General features: G+C 46.6%; 16 protein-coding genes. 15 read left to right on the top strand and 1 reads right to left on the bottom strand.

The genetic code is table 11. The features are described 5' to 3' along the window. Positions 1–85: 85 nt before the first annotated feature. On the bottom strand, positions 86–1,384 hold the full coding sequence (locus ACTQ3A_RS07305) for an O-acetylhomoserine aminocarboxypropyltransferase/cysteine synthase family protein (RefSeq protein ID WP_441494840.1): 1,299 nt from the start codon (positions 1,382–1,384) through the stop codon (positions 86–88). A gap of 432 nt (positions 1,385–1,816) precedes the next feature. Between ACTQ3A_RS07305 and ACTQ3A_RS07300 the strand changes: the two genes are divergently transcribed. From ACTQ3A_RS07300 to ACTQ3A_RS07230, 15 genes are all read left to right on the top strand, one after another. Continuing rightward, on the top strand, positions 1,817–3,184 hold the full coding sequence (locus ACTQ3A_RS07300; RefSeq protein ID WP_441495279.1) for a diguanylate cyclase domain-containing protein: 1,368 nt from the start codon (positions 1,817–1,819) through the stop codon (positions 3,182–3,184). Between the two features lie 228 nt (positions 3,185–3,412). Next, positions 3,413–4,888, top strand: coding sequence for a GGDEF domain-containing protein (locus tag ACTQ3A_RS07295; protein ID WP_441494842.1), 1,476 nt, complete (start codon positions 3,413–3,415; stop codon positions 4,886–4,888). Beyond that, positions 4,885–6,198 (top strand): ABC transporter substrate-binding protein, encoded by a 1,314-nt coding sequence (locus ACTQ3A_RS07290; protein ID WP_441494843.1) that lies wholly within the window; start codon positions 4,885–4,887, stop codon positions 6,196–6,198. Before ACTQ3A_RS07295 ends, ACTQ3A_RS07290 begins: the two co-directional genes overlap by 4 nt. A 366-nt stretch (positions 6,199–6,564) precedes the next feature. Continuing rightward, positions 6,565–7,377, top strand: a complete 813-nt coding sequence (locus ACTQ3A_RS07285) for a nitroreductase family protein (protein ID WP_441494844.1) — start codon at positions 6,565–6,567, stop codon at positions 7,375–7,377. 2 nt (positions 7,378–7,379) lie between these two features. After that, on the top strand, positions 7,380–7,835 hold the full coding sequence (locus ACTQ3A_RS07280; protein WP_441494845.1) for an Rrf2 family transcriptional regulator: 456 nt from the start codon (positions 7,380–7,382) through the stop codon (positions 7,833–7,835). Next, a complete protein-coding gene (locus ACTQ3A_RS07275; protein ID WP_441494846.1) occupies positions 7,832–8,842 on the top strand; it encodes an NADP-dependent oxidoreductase in 1,011 nt (336 codons plus the stop codon). The genes ACTQ3A_RS07280 and ACTQ3A_RS07275 overlap by 4 nt, the downstream gene beginning before the upstream one ends. Before the next feature lie 372 nt (positions 8,843–9,214). Then, a complete protein-coding gene (locus ACTQ3A_RS07270; protein WP_441494847.1) occupies positions 9,215–11,527 on the top strand; it encodes an alpha-L-rhamnosidase-related protein in 2,313 nt (770 codons plus the stop codon). A gap of 1 nt (position 11,528) precedes the next feature. Further along, positions 11,529–12,179 carry a YesL family protein gene (locus ACTQ3A_RS07265; RefSeq protein WP_441495278.1) on the top strand — a complete coding sequence of 217 codons (651 nt, stop codon included), beginning with the start codon at positions 11,529–11,531 and terminating at the stop codon, positions 12,177–12,179. A gap of 55 nt (positions 12,180–12,234) precedes the next feature. Continuing rightward, the gene (locus ACTQ3A_RS07260) at positions 12,235–13,938 is read left to right on the top strand and encodes a sensor histidine kinase (RefSeq protein ID WP_441495277.1); all 1,704 of its coding nucleotides are present in this window, start codon (positions 12,235–12,237) and stop codon (positions 13,936–13,938) included. Positions 13,939–13,976: 38 nt separating this feature from the next. Next, the gene (locus ACTQ3A_RS07255) at positions 13,977–15,458 is read left to right on the top strand and encodes an AraC family transcriptional regulator (protein WP_441494850.1); all 1,482 of its coding nucleotides are present in this window, start codon (positions 13,977–13,979) and stop codon (positions 15,456–15,458) included. Next, complete coding sequence (locus tag ACTQ3A_RS07250) at positions 15,455–15,580, top strand: hypothetical protein (RefSeq protein WP_441495276.1); 126 nt, start codon at positions 15,455–15,457, stop codon at positions 15,578–15,580. Before ACTQ3A_RS07255 ends, ACTQ3A_RS07250 begins: the two co-directional genes overlap by 4 nt. A 190-nt stretch (positions 15,581–15,770) precedes the next feature. After that, positions 15,771–17,045, top strand: coding sequence for an ABC transporter substrate-binding protein (locus ACTQ3A_RS07245; RefSeq protein WP_441494851.1), 1,275 nt, complete (start codon positions 15,771–15,773; stop codon positions 17,043–17,045). A gap of 146 nt (positions 17,046–17,191) precedes the next feature. Next, positions 17,192–18,088, top strand: coding sequence for a carbohydrate ABC transporter permease (locus tag ACTQ3A_RS07240; protein ID WP_441494852.1), 897 nt, complete (start codon positions 17,192–17,194; stop codon positions 18,086–18,088). Positions 18,089–18,123: 35 nt separating this feature from the next. Continuing rightward, positions 18,124–18,993: a carbohydrate ABC transporter permease gene (locus ACTQ3A_RS07235; RefSeq protein WP_441495275.1), complete on the top strand. Its 870-nt coding sequence runs from the start codon at positions 18,124–18,126 to the stop codon at positions 18,991–18,993. Positions 18,994–19,028: 35 nt separating this feature from the next. Next, the gene (locus ACTQ3A_RS07230; protein WP_441494854.1) at positions 19,029–20,369 is read left to right on the top strand and encodes a glycoside hydrolase family 30 protein; all 1,341 of its coding nucleotides are present in this window, start codon (positions 19,029–19,031) and stop codon (positions 20,367–20,369) included. Positions 20,370–20,706: the final 337 nt, after the last annotated feature.

The raw sequence follows: 20,706 nt of genomic DNA, 5'->3' as shown, positions 1-20,706 counted from the left end.
GTACGTACGGTGTTGTGAGAGGACGGCGGTTAGTCACCGCCTCCTACTCGATTCGTGCTTTATATCTCGAAGACTGCAGCCGGGATCACCGGGAGGCCTTTACAGCGTCCAGAGCCTGTGCAATATCCTGCACCAGATCCTCTGTGTTTTCCAGTCCGCAGCTCATACGGATCAGATTGGAGCTGATTCCGGCATCCAGAAGCTCCTGGTCGGTCAGCTGCCGGTGTGTGGAGCTTGCGGGATGGAGACAGCAGGAACGTGCATCCGCAACGTGAGTCTCAATCGCAAATATTTTCAAATGCTTCATAAAGGCTTCTGCATCGGTGCGGCTGCCTTTTATGCGGAAAGAAACGACGCCGCAGGTGTCCCCGCCGTTCATGTATTTTTGGGCGCGGCTGTAGTACGGGTCTCCGGGCAGGGACGGGTAGCTTACCTGCTCCACCATATCACTTTCAGACAGAAATCTTGCGACAGCCAGTCCGTTGGCGCAGTGCTGTTTCATGCGGCAGTGCAGGCTTTCCAGGCCGAGGTTCAGAATATAGGAGCTGTAGGGACTTGGTATGGCGCCGAAATCCCGCATCAGCTGTGCGGTTGCCTTGGTAATAAAGGCCCCCTCTTTTCCAAATTTTTCCGCATATACAATTCCATGATAGCTGTCGTCCGGTGTGGTCAGTCCTGGAAATTTTTCCGCATGAGCCATCCAGTCAAAGCTCCCGGAGTCTACAATGGCGCCGCCCACACAGGAACCATGTCCGTCCATGTATTTTGTGGTAGAGTGGGTGACAATGTCTGCTCCCCATTGGAACGGGCGGCAGTTTACCGGTGTGGCAAAGGTATTATCTATAATCAGGGGTACGCCATGTGCATGTGCCGCTTTTGAAAATTTTTCGAAGTCAAATACGGTCAGCGCGGGATTCGCAATCGTTTCACCGAAGACAGCCCTGGTGTTCGGCCGGAATGCCGCGTTTAATTCGTCTTCCGTGCAGTCCGGGCTGACAAAGGTAAAATCGATTCCCATTTTACGCATGGTGACATGAAACAGGTTATAGGTTCCTCCGTAAATGGAGGAAGACGCCACCACATGATCGCCCGCAGTGGCAATGTTGAATACGGCAAAAAAGTTGGCTGCCTGTCCCGAAGAGGTCAGCATCGCAGCGGTTCCGCCCTCCATATCCGCAATTTTTGCGGCTACGTAGTCATTTGTGGGGTTCTGCAGTCTGCTGTAGAAATAGCCGGATGCCTCCAGGTCAAACAGCTTTCCCATGTCTGCGCTGGTATCGTATTTGAAGGTTGTGCTCTGAATGATAGGAACCTCTCTGGGTTCACCGTTTTTCGGGCGGTAGCCGGACTGAACGCATTTGGTTTCCATATGAAAGTCTGCCATCGTTTTTTCCTCTCTTTATTATTCGTTCGTGAATCAGGTTTCCGGACATTCCCCTGTAAACAATAGGGAAATATGTATCAGTATAGCATAAGAACCGCAGGAGACAAAATATTCTTTCCTATGGGGACATCTCATAAAAGAAAACGATACATCTCGCGTCCGGGAGTGGATCCTGAAGAAGAAAAAAAGTGTATGAAGATTTATGTATTGTGTTACAATATAAGTATTACCAACAGAAATTGACGCCATGGTACGCATGCATCCATCGATACATCCATCGGTACATTCTTCGATACATCCATCGGTACATCCATCGGTATATCCATCGATACATACATCGGTACATCCATGCGTATTGCAAATGTCAGCTTTCTGTTGTTCTATACAGGAGGAGTATAGGCACATCGAGAAGCATGTGTCTGATAGCAGCAGATGAGAGAAACGATAATGAGGGATATCCCGCTTTTGGATCTTGATCAGGACATACCGGTACCCTTTGCGGTATTCACTCTGATCTATGACACCGCCGCCACTGTGGTAAATACGAGATATCTGTATGTCAATGAAGCTTACTGCCGTATGGCAGGCTTTCGAAGGGAGAACCTGATCGGCCGGAACTTTCTGGACATCTATCCCGAGGGAGTCTCGTGGATGCCGTATTGTCAGGAGGCAAGGGAGAAGAAACTGCCGGTTCATGCCTGTGTGTACTCTAAGGAGATAGGTCGCTGGCTGGACTTTACCGTGGGCCCCGCCACGACAGAGAATGCCGTCGCCTTTATCTTCACTGATGTCGATGAGAGCGTGCGAAAGACCAGGAGGGTGACGAAAACCGACAGCATCATCCTGCGCATTTCCAAGCTTCTGAACAATGAAGAAGACTTTGAGGCAGGCATGAATCACGCGCTGGAGGATCTGAGCCGGTACATTCACCCGGACCGGCTGTATGTTCTGGAGACGGATGGAATTACCGCGAGCAATACCTTTGAATGGTGTGCTCCGGGCGTGGAGCCGGAGATGGATACGCTTCAGAATCTGGACTATGACGGATATCTGAGCGGATGGGAGAAATATCTGGAGAAAAGCGATAGTGTTGTCATCGCGGACATCGAGGAACTCAGGGCGGATGATCCCATTGACTATGAAAACCTCAGGCGTCAGGGAATCCGATGCCTTGCGGCTGCGCCGTTTTACAACAGAGGAAAGCTCATTGGATATCTCGGCGCGGACAACTATGAGAAGAGTGATCTGATCAATACGCAGCTCGTTCTGAATTCGATCTCGTATTTTATCGGTGCCAAGATCGTCAATCACCGGCTGATGGAGGATCTGAACCGGCTCAGCCACATGGATACCCTGACAAATGTCTTCAACCGCAACGCGATGATTGCCAGGATGAATGCGCTGGCAGAGCAGAACATTCCGACCGGTCTTGTGTATGCAGATGTCAATGGTCTTAAAATCATCAACGATGAGCAGGGGCATGAAGCCGGCGATCAGGCATTGCAGAGCGCCGCGGATCTTCTTGGGGAAAATTTTGGAAGAAGGCATGTCTACCGCGCGGGCGGCGATGAATTCGTTGTCATCCTTCCCGGGATCCGGGAAGAAGTGTTTACAGAGAAAAAAGAAAAGCTGGCAGCCGGATACTGCCGGACAATGCCGCATCTGCTCTCCATTGGCTGCTTCTGGTGCCCTGACAGCAGTAAAATCGAGGAAGCCCTACGCATTGCGGACCACCACATGTACGAGGAGAAGAAGCAGTATTACGAGCAGCAGGAATTTGACAGGAGAAATCCGGATTGAAGGGAGAGTGCAGCCGGGGTATAGACGCGTTGTTTGTAATGCTCCCCTGAATGGCGGCGATTGGTCGGTGAATATGTCGCCGGGGTATACACACGTTGTGTGTAATGCTCCGGCTGAATTTGCATAAATTGACACCCGTCATTTTCAGTGATAATATATTTTTATTATTTTTTGATATTCAGCATACCTATCAGCATACACACTTTTGAACTTAACAGTTTTGTAGATATGGGTAATGAATTTAAGAAAACACAACTTCGTACCATTATTCTTTTTTCAACGCTGATCCTGGGGATCTCGTTGTATATTGTTCTGCTTCTCACGGGAAGATCAAATATTTTCATGCGGGAGAATGCTGCCAGTCTGATCAGCGCCAGCAACCGTCAGATGGAATTGAACATTGATTCTTATCTGACCAAGGTTGAGAAGGCTTCCGCGCTTCTTTTTTCCAACAGTACTAATTATACCTACAACCCAACGGAGAAAAACGCTGATCCGTATACGCAGCTTCAGATTTCCAATGAAATCAATGACAACATTACAGATCTGAGTCTGCTGGACAACTATGCAGATTTTGCCATTATCTACAGTGATGATGAAGTCATCGGATCACTGTCGAAGGTCACGAAGAATATGTACGCTGACGGCGGAATGTATGAGGCCTTCAGTAATATCCTGAAGCAGAATGATGAGCACAGTACCTGGTATTTCGGATTGAAGGACGACATCGAACACATCTACTACTTCGAACGTTTCAATAAGTACAGTGTCATCCTGATCTCCTTCTACTCCCGTGAATTGAAGAATGTGTTTCAGATTCCAGAGCAGCTGAAAGGCATGAATGTATCTCTGGTCAACAACGATAACCGGATCCTTTATTCGAATGATAGCGACGAAATTGGAACAGAGCTTCCGGCATCCACCGTGTCGTACCTCGGCAGCCTCAGAAACGGCAGCGTGATGGCGGACAAGGCGCTGATCACCAGCGATGAATGCAGCAATGGATGGCGTGTGATCTGCACAGTCCCCGTGAGCCTGATTGTACAGGACAACAACCGTTTCATGGAGACCACCATCCTTGTCATTCTTGCCGTTGTTGGTCTGATCCTCATCTTCGGCATAATAGAAACAAGCCGGATCAATGTCACAGCGAATCATTATGTTGATTCGCTGCAGGAAGAGGCCCACCATGACCGCATGACCGGTTTGTACAACAACGAAGAATTTCACAGAATGGCAAACCGCTTCGTTCAGGAAATGCCCGCGGATAAAATCATGAGTTTTTCCATCTTTGATCTGGATAATTTCAAATCGATCAACGATCAGCACGGCCATCTGGAAGGAGACAATGTCCTACGCCGCTTTTCCAGACTTCTGTCTGAAACCTACGGATCTGAGTTTATACTCGGCAGACTCGGCGGCGATGAGTTCGGGGTTTTCGGCTGCATGGATATCGTAGATGAGGAAGGTGCCCGGGAAGAACTCAGGAAATATACCGATGCTTTGCGGTCTCGCTTCCAGGAGAGTCTCGGCAGGGATTATGCCGCCGACGGTCTTTCTTTCTGCAGCGGTACGGCGATTGTGCACAGTGATGACCGCGATTTTGAAAGGGTTTTCAGCAGGGCTGACACGCTCCTCTACACGGGAAAGAAGAACGGAAAAGGCCAGGATTATTTCGAAGACAAGGGAAGTGACACGATATGATGAAATTTGCGAAAAAGCATAACGCATTCCGTTTTATCATCGGGATTCTCCTTCTCCTGTTTTTCTTTGGCTTCAGCTATTATTATATCGTATATAAACCGGAGAGCCATACCGTCATAAAAAACACGAAAAAAAACACCGCCATCACCTTCGGCTGGTGGGGAAACGACGACAGGCATCTGTATACGCTGAAAGGTATCGATGTATTTCAGGAAAAATATCCGCAGATCGAGGTCAACTGCTCCTATAATGTCTGGAATGGGTATGAGAGACGAAATCGAATTTACATGCTCTCGGGCAAAGCGCCTGATGTGATGCAGATCAATTATAACTGGATCCGTGAGTACTCCGCTGACGGCTCCGGCTATTATGATCTGAATGCTCTCTCGGATTACATTGATCTCGACAACTACAGCAAAAAAGATCTGAGCTATGGCACATCGAACGGCGTACTGAACGCCATCCCGATCGCCTATAACGCTGTGGTCTTTTACTACAATCCGGACATTCTCAATAAATACGGATTGAAAGCTCCTGAGACCTGGGATGATCTGTTTCATGCAGCGTCCATTATGAGCAAGGACGGCTGCTATCCCCTTCACCTGAGCGATAAGCACCTATTTCTTTCTGTGATTGCGCGCTATGAGCAGACAACCGGGAAGACTCTTTTTGACCAGGACGGAAAATATACCGGAGGAACCGATGATGCGGGTAAGCTGTTGGATTTTTACAAGGATCTCTATGACAATCAGGTGATCTGCCTGAATGGTAAGAGCACAGACACGGATTTCAGCAACGGAACCTGTGCGGGCGTTGGCATCTGGGCAAGTGACGCAGACAATTACTGCAGTCAGCTGCAGGACAAAGGAATATCACCTGTGATGGCCAATCCACCCATTACCTCTGCAAATGAGGCACTTTACGGATGGTACGTGAAACCAGCCACGATGTATGCCATCAGCAAAAACACAAAGCATCCCAGGCAATCTGCTGAACTTCTGAACTTTCTGGTCAATGATAAAGATATGGTTCTGCTGCAGGGAACCGAGAAGGGAATTCCGGTCAGTGAAAAAGCGCGAAGTATCCTGCGTGAAAACGGGTCTCTGAATGATTATGACGCCGAGGCCGGAAATTATGTCTTGCGCAATCTGAATCGCTTCGAGACGATGGGACCGTCGAATGAAAATATGGATATCATAGATGCCTTCAATGACGAAGCCGCGAAATATGTGTACGGCGTCGCGGATCTGAACACCTGCTCAAAGGAACTTATTGATCAATGGAAGACCATACTTGATAGTGAAGACTGATGCGGCTGCTTTTCCGGCCGCATCTTTATTTACGCGAACAGTGAGCCGCAGCCGAATGCGAAGTATTCGTGTGCGGCGAGCGTCGCGATAGCGAGATAAAACTCGCGCAGCGTGTTTTATCTCGCTTTTGTACCCCTCGTTTGTTTTGGCTGATCCGGATCGTTTCCGCACACAGATGATTTCGATTAAATATCCTTTTTATCTCCCTCTCCACGTTTTTTTTCGCATACAGCTTCCGAGGGAGGAGAAAATAATTCAGACAAGAAACCTTGACAGATTGAACTGCACATGATAATGTATCTGCAACAGATACAAATACAAATCTACTGGAATTCAGCACACAGCGCGAAGGAAGAAGAGGTAATCATGAATACAGAGACAATCAAAAAGAGAATCAGCGTAAGAACCTACGAAGAGAAAAAGATTCCTGAGCAGATTATGCAGCAGGTCCGGGAATATCTGGAGCAGGATGATAATCCGTTCGGCGTTCCGATTACATTCTCCATTCTGAATACGGAAAAGGACGGAGTCAGCAGTCCGGTGATTGTAGGCGCAGATACCTATGTGGCCGGGAAATATCAGAAACAGAAAAACGCGGAGATTGCATTCGGCTATTCCTTTGAAAAGCTTGTTCTGTATGCGACGTCTCTGGGGCTTGGAACAGTATGGCTGGCAGCAACCATTGACCGCAAGGCATTTGAAAAAGCAATAAATCTCGGAGAAAATGAAGTCATGCCCGCGGTGACACCGCTGGGCTATGCCGCACAGAAGCGCTCAATCCGGGAGAACCTGATGCGAAAGGGAATGAAATCAGATCACCGGCTGCCGGTTGAAGAGCTTTTCTTTGAAGGAGATTTTCAGCATCCTCTCAGGGAAGAGAATGCCGGTAAGTGGACAGGCCCTCTTGAACTGGTGCGCCTGGCACCTTCTGCGACAAACAAGCAGCCGTGGAGAGCGGTGACTGAGGAAGGCAGAGTACACTTCTACGAAGCAAAAACGAAGGGCTACGACAGAGAATCCACAGGAGATATTCAGAAGGTTGACCTGGGAATCGCCCTCTGTCATTTTGATATCGCTGCAAAGGAGGCCGGACTGGGCGGCAGATTTATACAGTCCGATCCCGGAATTGCAGCACCGGAGAACACAGAATATATCGCCACCTACGAACTGGAGAAATAAGTATGGATACAAAATTTTCATCTGCCATCCATGCGTTGATTCTGATCTCGGAATCGGAGAGCCCGATGAATTCGGATCAGATTGCAGTGAGCGTCGGAACTAATCCAAGCTACATCAGAAAGCTGACGACCAGGCTTAGCAAGGCGGGGATTATTGAGGGCCACCGCGGGATCAGCGGGTTCCGTCTGCGGCAGAAACCGGAGCAGATCTCCCTGCTAGACATTTACAAGGCAGTAATGGAAACAGATTCTCTCCATCTGTTCGATCTTCATCAGAATCCAAACGATGCCTGTATCGTCGGACACAATATTCGTCCGGTTCTGGGAAGTATGTTCCGGGGCATGGAGAGGGATGTGGAGAACCGGCTGCAGAGCATGACACTTGAAGACTGTATCACGGATATGAGCAGGTACATTGTGGAGCACCGTACAGAGAAATCGGAGGAATCGATAAAATGAAGGCTGCTGTTTTGACACATTACGATAAAAAAGGTACGGACCTGAATATCCGTGAAATTCCGACGCCGGTCTCGGAAGAGGATGAGATTCTGGTGAAGATTATCGCAGCGGCAGTCAATCCGCTGGATAATATGATCATCCGCGGCGAGGTAAAGCTGATCGTTCCCTATGCGATGCCTCTGGTGATGGGCAATGAATTTGCCGGGATCGTGGAGAAAACGGGGAAGAACGCTTCCCGGTTCCAACCCGGGGATCGTGTCTACGGCAGAATGCCGTTGAAGAAGATCGGTGCCTTTGCGGAGTATGCCGCTTTGAAAGAATCGGCAGTGGCTTCGATCCCGGAATATCTTTCCTTTGAGGAGGCGGCGACGGTCCCGCTGACGGCGCTGACAGCGATGCAGGCGTTTGATATCATGAATGTGCGTGCCGGGGAATCTGTTTTTATTTCCGGAGGGACGGGAAGCCTCGGCGCAATGGCCATACCGGTGGCCAAAAGCCTTGGACTGCACGTTTATACAAATGGAAGCGGTGACAATGAGGAGCGTGTCAGAAAGCTCGGGGCAGAGAAATTTATTGACTACAGGAAGGAAAACTATGCAGATGTTCTCTCGGATGTAGATCATGTTCTGGATACCCTCGGCGATCGTGAGCTTCCAAATGAATTCAAGGTTCTGAAGGAAGGCGGAAATCTGGTTTCTCTGCGCGGACTGCCAAACGGTCGATTTGCCAGAAGAAGCGGCATGCCGTTCTTCAAGCGGATCCTCTTTCAGCTGGCAGGCAGCAGGTATGACCGCATGGCGGCAGCCAAAAAACAGACCTATGATTTTCTGTTTGTGCACGAGGACGGCAGCCAGCTGGACAGGATCGGCAGACTGTTTGACCGTGAACACCCGCTGGAGACTTCCATTGATACCGTATTTGCTTTAGACGAGGTCAACGCGGCACTCAACAAGGTGAAACAGGGAAAATCAAAAGGCAAGACGATCCTGAAGATCGGTGAACAGTAACAGGTATCAGGAAATATTATCCTTGTCCGATGAATTGTGTGATTAATTCGAAATGTATTTGGCTCTGGTGATGACTGCCGGAGCCTTTTCTATTTACGCGAACAGTGAGCCGCAGCCGAATGCGAAGTATTCGTGTGCGGCGAGCGTCGCGATAGCGAGATAAAACTCGCGCAGCGTGTTTTATCTCGTTGCCGGATCATAGATCCGCCAATCAAAAATTGAATCAGATTAGCATATTTTGAATGGTTTCACATGCGGGGATCATTGATCTGATCAGATTGTGAATCACCGTCAACGAAGACTGACTTTCCACGAGAGGCGGCGAACCATATACTCCTAACTATAACAGAGGTATTTTCAGGGAGGCATGCTATGAGTCAGGATATCAGGAACTGGATCTGGTGCAGAGAATGGCCCGCAGACAATAACGACAAGGCCGTACTGGTACTGTTCAGAAAAACAATAGATCTGGAATTTTCACCGGCACGAGCAGAGCTGAGAATTTCTGCGGATTCCAGGTATAAATTGTATGTAAACGGAAGACTGGTTGTATGCGGGCCGAGCAGGGGAGATGCTCAGATCTGGTACTACGATGAACCGGATTTACTTCCTTACCTGCATCAAGGCAGGAATGTACTAGCCGTAGAAGTTCTCCGTTATCCTCTGATCCATCTGAAAGGAAATCACGGGATCTTTCGCACGGAGCATCCAGGGCTTTATGTCAGAGGTGTGATTCTTGATACAGAGGGAAAGCATTATGACGTCTGTGCAGGCGAGGATTGGAAAGGACAGATGGACAGGGGATTTTCTATCGTGTCGGAAGATCCGGTTTTTGCGCCCTTACAGATCTTCGAGGACAGAAGACCAGAAAGAGATTTGCAGGGGTGGAGGGATAGTGTGTATGATGACAGTTCCTGGCCTTGGGCTATAACTGTCAGAAATATTCCATATGCTGTCAGTCCCGGAAATCTTCACGCAAGAACAATTCCGTATCTGACACTGGAACAGAAGAAATTTCATCATGTCAGCGCGATACGGCAATCAATGTCCGGCGCAGATACCTGGGATGCGATGCTGGAAGGAAGAAATGCAGTCAGGATCCCATCCGATACGAGAGAAGTGGTAGAAATTACGTCAGATGTTGAAGAAACCGGATATATTCATCTGATGCTTACAGGAGGGCGAGGATCCGTGATCCGTCTGCTGTATTCGGAGTGCTATATGCACAGAGATAAGGCGGGCGGTTTAAGCAAGAACCAAAGGATAGATCCGGCAGGCGGAGTGCTGCAGGGCTTCTCTGATGTGTATCATGTGGAAGGATCCGGAATAGATGAAAGACCGGAAATATATGATCCATTCTGGTTCAGGACTTTCCGTTTCATCCGTATAGAGATAGAAACAGGGAAAGAGCCGCTTGAAATTCAGAACTTCTGCTATACGAAAACAGCATACCCGCTGGATGAATTTCATGGAATTCACACAAGCGACCCTTCTCTTGAAAAAATCTGGGATATCAGTGAGAGAACACTGCGGAATTGTATGCATGAGACATATGAGGATTGTCCTTTTTACGAGCAGCTCCAGTATGCCATGGATTCCAGATTGGAGATCCTCTATACTTATGCAACAACAGGAGACGACCGGCTGGCACGCAAGTGTATCGATGATTTCAGAAGATCGCAGAGATATGACGGGCAGTTGAATTGTTCATATCCCAATTTCGGACCGAATCTTATACCTGGATTTTCCATTTATTACATCTGCATGCTTCATGATCACATGATGTATTTCGGCGATAAGGAATTCATACGGAATCATATGCCATGTGTGGAAGGAATTCTGCTTTATTTTCACAGGCATCTGACACCCGGGGGATATGTGGGTAAGCTTGGTGGACTCAATGGTCATGGCGCGGCCTGGTCCTTTATAGACTGGACACCAGAATGGAACGCAACAACAGGAGTACCTGACGCAATACTTGAAGGCCCCATAACAATGGAAAGTCTTCTGTACATTTATGGCCTTGAAAAAGCTGCGGACCTTGCGGAATGGATAGGTCATCACGAGCAGGCCCGGGCATATACAAAGGAAAAAAATGCTGTGCAGACGGCGGTTCTGCGGTATTGCACAGGTAAGAACGGAATGATTCAGGATGGGCCGGGTGTGGAAAAGTACAGCCAGCATCCGCAGGTATTTGCCATCCTGACGGGGACCGGAAAATCTGACCAGGCAAAAATCAATTTGATTGAAACGATGGATCATCCGGAAAGGTACGCACAGTGTTCTGTAGCTATGGCATATTATCTTTTCCGTGCGCTGGAGCTGACAGGACTGTATCAGAGAACGGATCAGTACTGGAATATCTGGAGAAGGATGCTGGAAATGGGCGCCAGTACTTGTGTGGAAGATGATGTCACGGCAAGGAGTGATTGTCACGGATGGGGCTCGCTGATTCTCTATGAGCTGCCATGTGTTACTCTGGGTGTGAGGCCTGCCGAGCCGGGATATGCATCAGCCAGAGTTGCTCCGGTTGCAGGGTATCTGACCGGAGCGGAGGGAAGTGTAAAAACACCTGCAGGAATGATTCATGTTCGCTGGAGTACCCTGGGAAACGGAAGCTTCTCGTGTACAGGACCGGAGGGTATGAAAATTGAAATCGACAGAAAGGGGCTGCAGAAAAACTGAGATGAAACATTTTCTGAGTTATGACGGGACGCTTCAGAAGGCTTTGACTAAAATTATGTATGTGGTATCGCTGAATCTGCTTTTTCTGGTCTGCAGCATACCGGTCTTTACAATCGGGGCTGCAGCGACAGCAATGCACAGCATGCTTATTGCCTTACTCAGGGGAGACGAACCGAATATTCTGTCCGGCTATTTTCACGCTTTTAAAAGCAATTTTCGAAAATCAACGACAATCTGGCTCGGGATTCTGCTTCTGGGCTTGACCAGCGCTGTCGACATTTATATCTTTTCCAGACAGAATTTTTTCTGGGCACCGGCTATGCGTGTTATAATAAGTATCGTATTGACAGGGCTGCTTATTTTACTGGTCTATATTTTTTCCGCAGCAGCATACTTCAGCAACAGTGTGAAGGGATATCTGCTCTTTTCGATCAGACTGGCGATCGCAAAATTGCCCTATACTTTCGTGCTGGCTGCAATTTACGTTCTTCCGTTACTGCTTATACTGTTCCTGGCACAGTTCTCGCAGGCCGCTGTTCTTGCACTTTTGCTGTGCGGTTTTTCGCTGCCGGCTTATCTGTCTGACAAAATCATTATCAGATTGTTTAAACCTCTGGAAGAGGCAGATCCGGATTATCATCAGGAACAATAACAACCTTTCGAAGGGGAAGATCTTGATTAAAACATGGAACAAAGTCTTTAAAAAAATGGGAATCAGGGGAAAAGTCCTAGTGTCTTTTACCCTGTTTATTTTTACCCCTTATATTGTGCTTGCCGGTATGGTAATTGGTCTGTTTCAGCATTATATCATGCAGACACTCGGGCAGGATACTATCGGTACACTGACAGCAGCCGCCTCTGTCATTCACAGAAATATCGTTGAGCGCGAAAATGACTCTATGGCGATATACTATACGGGGTGCATTGATTATCTGGAAAAGAATGAAAAACTGACTGATCAGGAAAGGCAGACGTTGACAGGACAGCTGGAAGCAATGAAATATGCAAATACAGGAGTGCTTGCAGCGTATATCGTAACAGGAACCAATACCTATCATAGTGGCGGGGATCATTCTGCGGTGATTGCATCCATGAAAGGCAAACAGGATGAAATCCTGAAGGCTGGAGGCAGATGCATGTGGTATACCTCCAACCAGTATTACCGTGGACCGGACAAAAATTTATTTATCATGGCCAGAGCCCTGAATGGAAAGAACAGAAAGAATGTTGGTATTCTTTATATGCTTCTTAGCGACCGGATCGTATCGGATGCCTTAGGCGATCTGTCTGAGGATTATTCTACCTGGTATCTTACTGACAGCCATGGGAAGATTTTGTATGCTTCAGAGCCGGGACACCTGGGGGACAGTCTCAATGTTGATGTCATTGATCCCGGGAAAAAGCAGGAATATCAGACGATTCAGACAGAGAAGGGAAAAGAAATTCTTGCGTCCTATAATCTTATGGATGTGGGGTGGTACAGCGTTTGTCTGATTGATTCAGCCATCATGGATAAAAAAATCCTTCTTGTTCTGTTGCCGTTCTTTCTGGTATCTCTTACCTATTTTGGCTTTATGATACTCATGTACCATTCCATGCAAAGGTACATTTTCAATCCGCTGGAACTGCTGAAGAAAAATATGGACGATTATGCGCAGGGACAGCTGCAAAACAGCGAGTTTCAGGTTGAAGGGATTCAGGAATTTGAAAGCCTTTCCATTCACTATAATAATATGAAGCTGCGTATAGCGGATCTGATGGCTGCTTACAGAGAAGAACAGGAAGAAAAGACCAAGCAGCAGATCAAGACACTGACATCCCAACTGACACCGCATTTTATCTATAATGCATTAAATACCATCAAGTGGCTGGCTGTTCTGAATCAGCAGGATCAGATTCAGAATCTGACGGAATCTCTGATCAGTATTTTTATGAATGCCGCGAAGGTTGATGATGGGAAGTATAAGCTTCAGGATGAGCTTGATCTTGTGAAAAATTATGCAGTGATTCAGAGCGCCCGTTTCATGAATTTTAATCTGAAACTTGATGTTCAGGAAGGAGTGGAAAATCTGAGAGTTCCGAAGCTTCTGCTGCAGCCTATGGTTGAAAATGCTATTGTCCACGGACTGAATCGCGGTAAAATACGCAATACAAACATAGAATTACATGTCTGGAAGGATAATCATTTACACATAACCTTGGTGGATCATGGCGTGGGATTTGACGTTGAAGCCTGGCGCAGAAAACCGGAGAAGAAGTCGAATCATACCAATATCGGAATTCACAATATCGAGGAGATCATCCGTCTGGAATTCGGAGATGAATACTATATGAAGATAGACAGCACTCCGGGAAAAGGGACAACGGTTATTTATCTGCTACCTGCAATTCCTGTGGATGATGCAGATTAACAAAAAGGGAAAGAAGAAATATCTGCGGGTGATGTGAAATGATAAAGGTAATTATAGTAGATGATGAAATGCTTGCCGGAATCGGTATACAGTCTTTGATAGATGGCAAAGAGGATGTTATGGTAGTGAATGTTTTCAGCGGTCCGGAGGAGGCAATTCCGTTTCTGCGGAAAACACCGGTGGATATCGTCATCACAGACATCGAGATGGCGGATATGAACGGGCTGGATTTCATCGAGGTTATACGTTCCGCTAATCTTGCATCAGGCGTTATCATCCTCAGCTGTCACGATGATTTTTCATATGCACAGGAGGCAATATCCAGAGGAACGGACGCATATCTTCTCAAGCACAAGATATCGGGCCCGATACTGCTGTCAGAAATTAGAAAAGTTTACGCGAAACATGGGAAGAATAGAACAGAAGAGGTTTCCAGAGATGTGGATGACAGTGTAATGAGTGAGATGACGGGGGAGGAGATATTCCGCGTCGGGGTATTCCGGACATATTGTGTAGATATGTCAGGAGATATAAAGAGTCCGTCTATAGATGCCAATATGTTCTATCATCTTCTGGACGGACTGGTACGGCGATATAATATGGGTACGATGTTTCTGCCATATGACAAAGATCCCTTCATTTTGTTCAAGGTCGACAGGAACCAGACGGAAAGTGAGAGAAATCGTCATATTTCCGAAAATATAAGCACATTAATCAGGAGTGCGAGACATTATGTCAGCGGCAGGCTGCTATTTGGAATCAGCAGTGAAATGCATGACCTCAAGGAGATGAGAAATCGATATCAGGAGGCGATTACCGCAGTTCAAAGGTACTATTATGAACCGGATGTTCAGATATTTTTTTATCATGATGGCGGAGAGCCTTTTGTGGTCAATGATTTCTCTTACAATAGCTTCCTTTCCGATCAAAGCATGGAGATCTTTTCTGCTGAACTGGATTTATATCTGAAAAAAGCCGCTTTCTGCCGGGTTGAACCCGTGAAAATGAAGGGTCAGCTTATGCAGGCCTTGAGCAGGTTTTTGGACAGGGCACTGGATTATAATCTTCAGGGGCGTTCTCCGGATGAAAAACAGAATCTGGATTCCCGGATTTTCTCGATCGTAACCAATACGGGAAATGTCACAGAACTTCGTGAGCAGCTTATTAAAATGGTGGCAGAGTGCAGAGAACAGGCGGTCCGGGCCATCGAGCGGGATGAAATCTCAGAGGCACTGGCTTATATAGAAGAGCATCTGGATGAAAAAATAAATCTTGTGGATCTGGCAGAAAAATGCTGCATGAGCGTCCCCTCTTTTACCAAAAAATTCAAGGAAAGAACGGGAGAAACCCTCGTTCAGTATTTGAATGAACAAAGAATCGAACGGGTTAAAATCCTCCTTCGAAACCGACATCTGTCATTGGAACAGATCGCAGAACAAACTGGTTTTTCCAATTCCAATTATTTGATCCGGGTTTTCAAGAAAACGACAGGGAAAACGGTCAGTGAATACAGAAGATGAGAAGAAACGCTCCGGATGGGAAAGAATCCCATCGGAGCGTTTCTTCTGTCTGCAGGCTGAAGATCGGGAAAAAAGAAGAAATATTGATGCAGAAAAACACATACAGATATACCATCATCTGAGCTTTAGTAGAAATTGAACAAGTTATAAGATTTTGAACGAAGATATTTTTTTGAATTGAAAAATAGTGAATCACTCCTGGAATATTGTCGATTGTTTGTCATGACGCGTAAAAGTAAAATACAGATAACAAATAACAACAGGCAATCAAACGAAAAGAAACGATGAGTATTGCAGGAGTGGAGGAGAAAAATGAATAAAAAAATCATTGCATTATTATCTGCAGCTACACTTATGATGACTGGATGCGGAGCAGCATCAACAGCTTCTTCCGGATCGGTGTCCGGCGGCTCGTCTTCAGAGGGAAATGGAGAAGTCAGCGGAGCGATTACCGTCTGGGAGCATGACTATCCTTATGAAGAATCTCTGGAAAAAATAATTGAAGCCTTCAATAAGGAATATCCCAATGTAGAGGTTGACTATGAGATTAAAGCTGACGGAGATTATTATTCTCTGTTAAATACGGCAATTCAGTCCGGATCCGGACCAGATGTTTTCTGGACCAACGGCACGGCAACGAGCAACATGCCTGATCTGGTGAGCAACGGAGCATGTCTTGACCTGAGCAACGATGTAGATTATTCCTTCATTTCCGACAGTGCGAAGGAGCTGGCGACAATTGATGGAAAGCAATACTCCGTACCGTGGATGACGCTGGATACCCGCACCGTATTCTATAATAAAGACATGTTTAAAGAGAATGGGTGGAAGGTTCCAACGAAGTTCTCGGAATTTGAAAGCCTTCTCGCGTCTATCAAAAAGGCGGGTATAACGCCGATTTCCATGGCTCATGATCCATGGTCCATGCTGTTTGTCTACGAGCCCTTACTCGCAGCCTATGACCCTGATTATACAAAGGGACTGGAGGACTATTCCAGCAAGGGAACAGAAAAGCCTGCCAGAGAAGCAATGCAGAAGATGGTTGACTGGGCAAAGGATGGTTACTTTGGCGATAACTGGACAGGTGTCACGGATAACGCGGCACAAATTCTTGCCTTTACATCGGGAAGTGCGGCTATGGATATAGCAGGCTCCTGGGATGCAGCTACCATTCAGGAGAATAATCCGGATCTGAATCTTGGCGCATTCACCATCCCGGCTGAGGACGGCACAAAAGGCCTTGTAGGAACTGCGTCGAATGGATTTTCGGTGAACGCGGCAACGGAAAACAAAGAAGCGGCTGTTGCATTTGTCAATTTCTGCGCGACAAAAGAAGCACAGACGATATGGGTACAGTCACAGGGCGCTGTTTCCGGCACTCCTGAAATTGAGTCATCGACCGAAATCGCGAAGGAAATTTCTGCAGGCGGACAGGAGAATACCTACAGAAGCTGGCAGAATGTTTTGAGCAGTTATTCGGATAAGGGAGAGGCTTCCACAATATGGGACTCAGATTTTACAAAAGTATTTGACGGCGGACTTACCGTTGATCAGTTCATGGATGAGATTGCAGCAGTCATGAAATGATTCGTTCAGAAAACGAAAATATAAAAGGGAAACCTTCGGACAGCTTCTGGTCTGCCCATTCTTGATCCGGGCGTTCAGAAGCTGTTCCATGCAAGATGGAGTTCCCGTGTATCCGTATTTTATCCTTACAGTAAAGGAGTCCGATTATGAAGAAGAACAGAAATTATCTGTTTTTTATAACACCGGCGTTTATTCTGTACAGTATCTTTGTAGCTCTTCCGATCGTAGTCGTTTTCGGTATGTCGCTGACAGACTGGACAGGAATGGGGAATCTGAATTTCATAGGATTCAAAAACTTTGTAACTGTTTTTACAGATCCCAGATTTGCACCGGAATTTTTCAACGCCTTGAAGAATAACCTGAAATATCTGCTCTGTGTGTGGCTGATTATCACACCTTTCCAGTACCTTGTGGCATACCTGCTATTCATCCGGATTCCTGCTCACAAGTACCTGAAATTCATGGTGTTCCTGCCGTATGTTATTTCTACAACCATTGTGTCTTTCTTTGCAACACTGCTGTTTAATCCCAACATTGGCTTATTGAATGAATTTTTAAAGGCAATCGGAGGGCAGCCGGCAGCATGGTTCGGCGATGAGAAGATGGCATTTAAACTTCTTGTAATGCTTATCCTCTGGCAGGGCTCCGGTTCGGGCATTATGATATTTTACGCAAACTTTATGGACATCCCGGAAGAGGTTATGGAAGCTTCCCGTATTGACGGTTGTACCGAATGGCAAAGATTCTGGTATATTCTGTTTCCGCTGTCCCTTCCGTCCTGTGCTTCCAATATCACCATGAGTACCATCTGGGCGCTGGCCATTTTCGATCTGCCTTATATACTGGGTGGCATCAATGGAGGCATTAACGGATCTCTGGATTTTGCCAACCTTGTGTTCTACAGATATACTTTCGGAAGCGGGCTGAACGGAAAATCTGATCTTGGGTTTGGCGCGGCAATCGTTGTTGTCATGTTTATTGTCATGATGGCCGTAACCCTGGTTCAGAACAAGGTGCTGTCTAAGTTTGAATATGATACCTAACTTGGCAGAAAGGAGAGAGAAAAGTGAAAGTCAGGATGAAGAAAAAGATGGATTTCTCCGAAGGCGCCCACGGTGTATATTCTACAAGAGCGAAGGTCGGAAGAAGCATCTGCTCAGTAATATTAATACTCTACACCTGTATTACAATTTTTGTGCTTGGTGTAACGATCTTGGACTCTTTAAAGACAAAGTCAGATCTGGTTACAAACTTCGCGGGATTGCCGAGAGCAATTTCATTCGCGTCCTATGATGCAATTATTAAAAAGGGCGATTTTCTGAGGTATTTCTTTAATAGCGTGATTGTGACTGCCTGCGGGACGGTGGGATGCATTCTCCTGTCTTCAATGGCTGCTTATGGAATCGCAAGATATCAATTCAAAGGAAAAAAGATTCTTTCTGCGTACTTTATGATTGGTATGATGGTTCCCATTCAGGTTTCTATCCTGCCGCTGTTCATACTTTTGCGCAATCTTGGACTGCTGAATAAATTGTCTGGCCTGATCCTCGTATATATCTCCGGCATTTCCATGTCATGCCTGATTTTCCAGAAATTCTTCCGAGCCATTCCGACTGCTCTGGAAGAGTCGGCAAGACTGGATGGCTGCAGTGACCTGCGCGTATTTTTCCAGATCATTCTTCCGATAACGAAACCGGTCATGTTTACGATGGGATTGATAACCGCTATTGGTCAGTGGAATGACTTCTACATGCCAATGGTACTGCTGGGTAATAAAAATGTCACTACACTGACACTTGCGATTTATCGGTACATCGGTCAGTTCACCAGATATATGAGTGAGTCTATGGCAGCTGTCGTTATCACACTGATCCCGATAATCATTCTCTATTTTGCATTCAGCTCGCAGATTGTGCAAGGACTGACCGGTGGTGCAGTAAAAGGCTGAAGACAGGAATTTTATGATTATTCATGGAGGATATCATGCGATTGGAAATCACGACTACTTATGACAGGAACAGCATGAACAAACCTTTACATCAGGTTGTAGAGATGCAGGAGGATTCCGGAATTGAAAATCATGTGGTGAATATCTATCCGGAGAATGAAAAACAGATCTTTGATGGATTTGGCGGTGCGGTCACTGAGTCTGCTGCCTATGTATATTCTTTAATGGATAAGAGTCAGAAGGAAGCGTTTCTGACTGCCTGTTTTTCCCCGGATCGGATGAATTATGGGATCCTGAGAGTCCCTGTTGACAGCTGCGATTTTTCTCTGGAACAGTATGAAGCGATGTCTGATCCATCCGATAGCAATCTTAGCAGCTTTTCCATGGCCCGCACGGAAAAATACATCCTTCCGATGCTGGAGGATATCCGTTTCTTTATGGGCAGGTCCCCGTTGCTGATGCTCTCCCCCTGGTCCCCTCCTGCGTTTATGAAGACAAATCATCAGCGTATTCATGGAGGCAGACTGAGACCGGAATACCGGAAACTCTGGGCCGAATATCTGTGCCGCTATATTCAGGAATTCAGGAGAAGGGGATTTACGGTTACGCGCATGTCTCTGCAGAATGAACCAAAAGCAGTGCAGACCTGGGATTCCTGTATTTTTACCGCAGAGGAAGAAAAGGAATTTCTGAGAGATTTCATGTATCCCGCGATGCGGAAACATGGTCTGACGGATGTGAAAATCTATATCTGGGATCATAATAAAGAGAGAGTATATGAGTGGATGAGGGATATTATAGACGAAGAGACCAGGGGCATGATCGCGGGTGCTGCTTTTCACTGGTACAGCGGAGATCATTTTGATGCTTTGGATCTGTGCAGACAAAAGTGGCCGGATAAAGAATTGATTCTCTCAGAAAGCTGTATTGAATTCAGCAAATTTGACGCTGACGATGACGATATGAACGCCATACGGCTGTCCCATGAAATCATCGGAGATCTGAATCATGGCATATGCGCTTTTTATGATTGGAACATTCTGCTGGATGAGAGGGGAGGGCCTAATTATGTAGGAAACTATTGTCTGGCGCCATTCCTTTTTCACAGAAGGAACAGAACGCTGTTGCCGCAGATGATTGCGAAGCACATAGAACATTTTTCAGGAAAAATCGTACATGGGTCGAGGATTCTGGAGACAACAAAGTTCTCAGAGGAGGTTGATGTAACTGCCTGCAGGCGACCGGATGGCAGAATAGCGGTTATTCTGCTCAATAAGTCCGGTAATCGGATGCCTGTTACGCTTCGGGCAGAGGGAAGGGAGGCAAAGCTCACACTTTTTCCCTTTTCCATTACATCAGGGCTGATCAATGAATAATACAAGTACGATGAATTCTATGAAGATATAATATATATTATCGGGCTCTGGAGACAATTGCCAGAGCCTTTTTATATTTACGCGAACAGTGAGCCGCAGCCGAATGCGAAGTATACGGGTGCGGCGAGCGTCGCGATAGCGAGATAAAACTCGCGCAGCGTGTTTTATATCGTTGGCCAGGCGGGCATCCTATACGAAACTTGCTCTGGGCAGTGAACAGGCTGATTGCTGGAAGGCTATGAACAGGCTGATTGCTGCAAGGATAAGATTGACCGGACCGTTTTGAAAAACTATAATAAAAAGCGGATGATTCCTTAAGTTTCAGCAGTGGATCCTT

This window comes from Bilifractor sp. LCP21S3_F8 (assembly GCF_052117805.1).
Classification (GTDB): domain Bacteria; phylum Bacillota; class Clostridia; order Lachnospirales; family Lachnospiraceae; genus Bilifractor.
This window is presented reverse-complemented; position numbering and strand designations above follow the sequence as displayed.

Excerpts from the sequence above, each read along its gene's own strand:
- ACTQ3A_RS07305 (WP_441494840.1), bottom strand. The coding sequence starts at position 1,384 with ATGGCAGACTTTCATATGGAAACCAAATGCGTTCAGTCCGGCTACCGC.
- ACTQ3A_RS07245 (WP_441494851.1), top strand. The coding sequence starts at position 15,771 with ATGAATAAAAAAATCATTGCATTATTATCTGCAGCTACACTTATGATG.
- ACTQ3A_RS07300 (WP_441495279.1), top strand. The coding sequence starts at position 1,817 with ATGAGAGAAACGATAATGAGGGATATCCCGCTTTTGGATCTTGATCAG.
- ACTQ3A_RS07285 (WP_441494844.1), top strand. The coding sequence starts at position 6,565 with ATGAATACAGAGACAATCAAAAAGAGAATCAGCGTAAGAACCTACGAA.
- ACTQ3A_RS07295 (WP_441494842.1), top strand. The coding sequence starts at position 3,413 with ATGGGTAATGAATTTAAGAAAACACAACTTCGTACCATTATTCTTTTT.
- ACTQ3A_RS07255 (WP_441494850.1), top strand. The coding sequence starts at position 13,977 with ATGATAAAGGTAATTATAGTAGATGATGAAATGCTTGCCGGAATCGGT.
- ACTQ3A_RS07275 (WP_441494846.1), top strand. The coding sequence starts at position 7,832 with ATGAAGGCTGCTGTTTTGACACATTACGATAAAAAAGGTACGGACCTG.
- ACTQ3A_RS07230 (WP_441494854.1), top strand. The coding sequence starts at position 19,029 with ATGCGATTGGAAATCACGACTACTTATGACAGGAACAGCATGAACAAA.
- ACTQ3A_RS07270 (WP_441494847.1), top strand. The coding sequence starts at position 9,215 with ATGAGTCAGGATATCAGGAACTGGATCTGGTGCAGAGAATGGCCCGCA.
- ACTQ3A_RS07260 (WP_441495277.1), top strand. The coding sequence starts at position 12,235 with ATGGGAATCAGGGGAAAAGTCCTAGTGTCTTTTACCCTGTTTATTTTT.
- ACTQ3A_RS07265 (WP_441495278.1), top strand. The coding sequence starts at position 11,529 with ATGAAACATTTTCTGAGTTATGACGGGACGCTTCAGAAGGCTTTGACT.
- ACTQ3A_RS07290 (WP_441494843.1), top strand. The coding sequence starts at position 4,885 with ATGATGAAATTTGCGAAAAAGCATAACGCATTCCGTTTTATCATCGGG.
- ACTQ3A_RS07250 (WP_441495276.1), top strand. The coding sequence starts at position 15,455 with ATGAGAAGAAACGCTCCGGATGGGAAAGAATCCCATCGGAGCGTTTCT.
- ACTQ3A_RS07240 (WP_441494852.1), top strand. The coding sequence starts at position 17,192 with ATGAAGAAGAACAGAAATTATCTGTTTTTTATAACACCGGCGTTTATT.
- ACTQ3A_RS07280 (WP_441494845.1), top strand. The coding sequence starts at position 7,380 with ATGGATACAAAATTTTCATCTGCCATCCATGCGTTGATTCTGATCTCG.
- ACTQ3A_RS07235 (WP_441495275.1), top strand. The coding sequence starts at position 18,124 with ATGAAGAAAAAGATGGATTTCTCCGAAGGCGCCCACGGTGTATATTCT.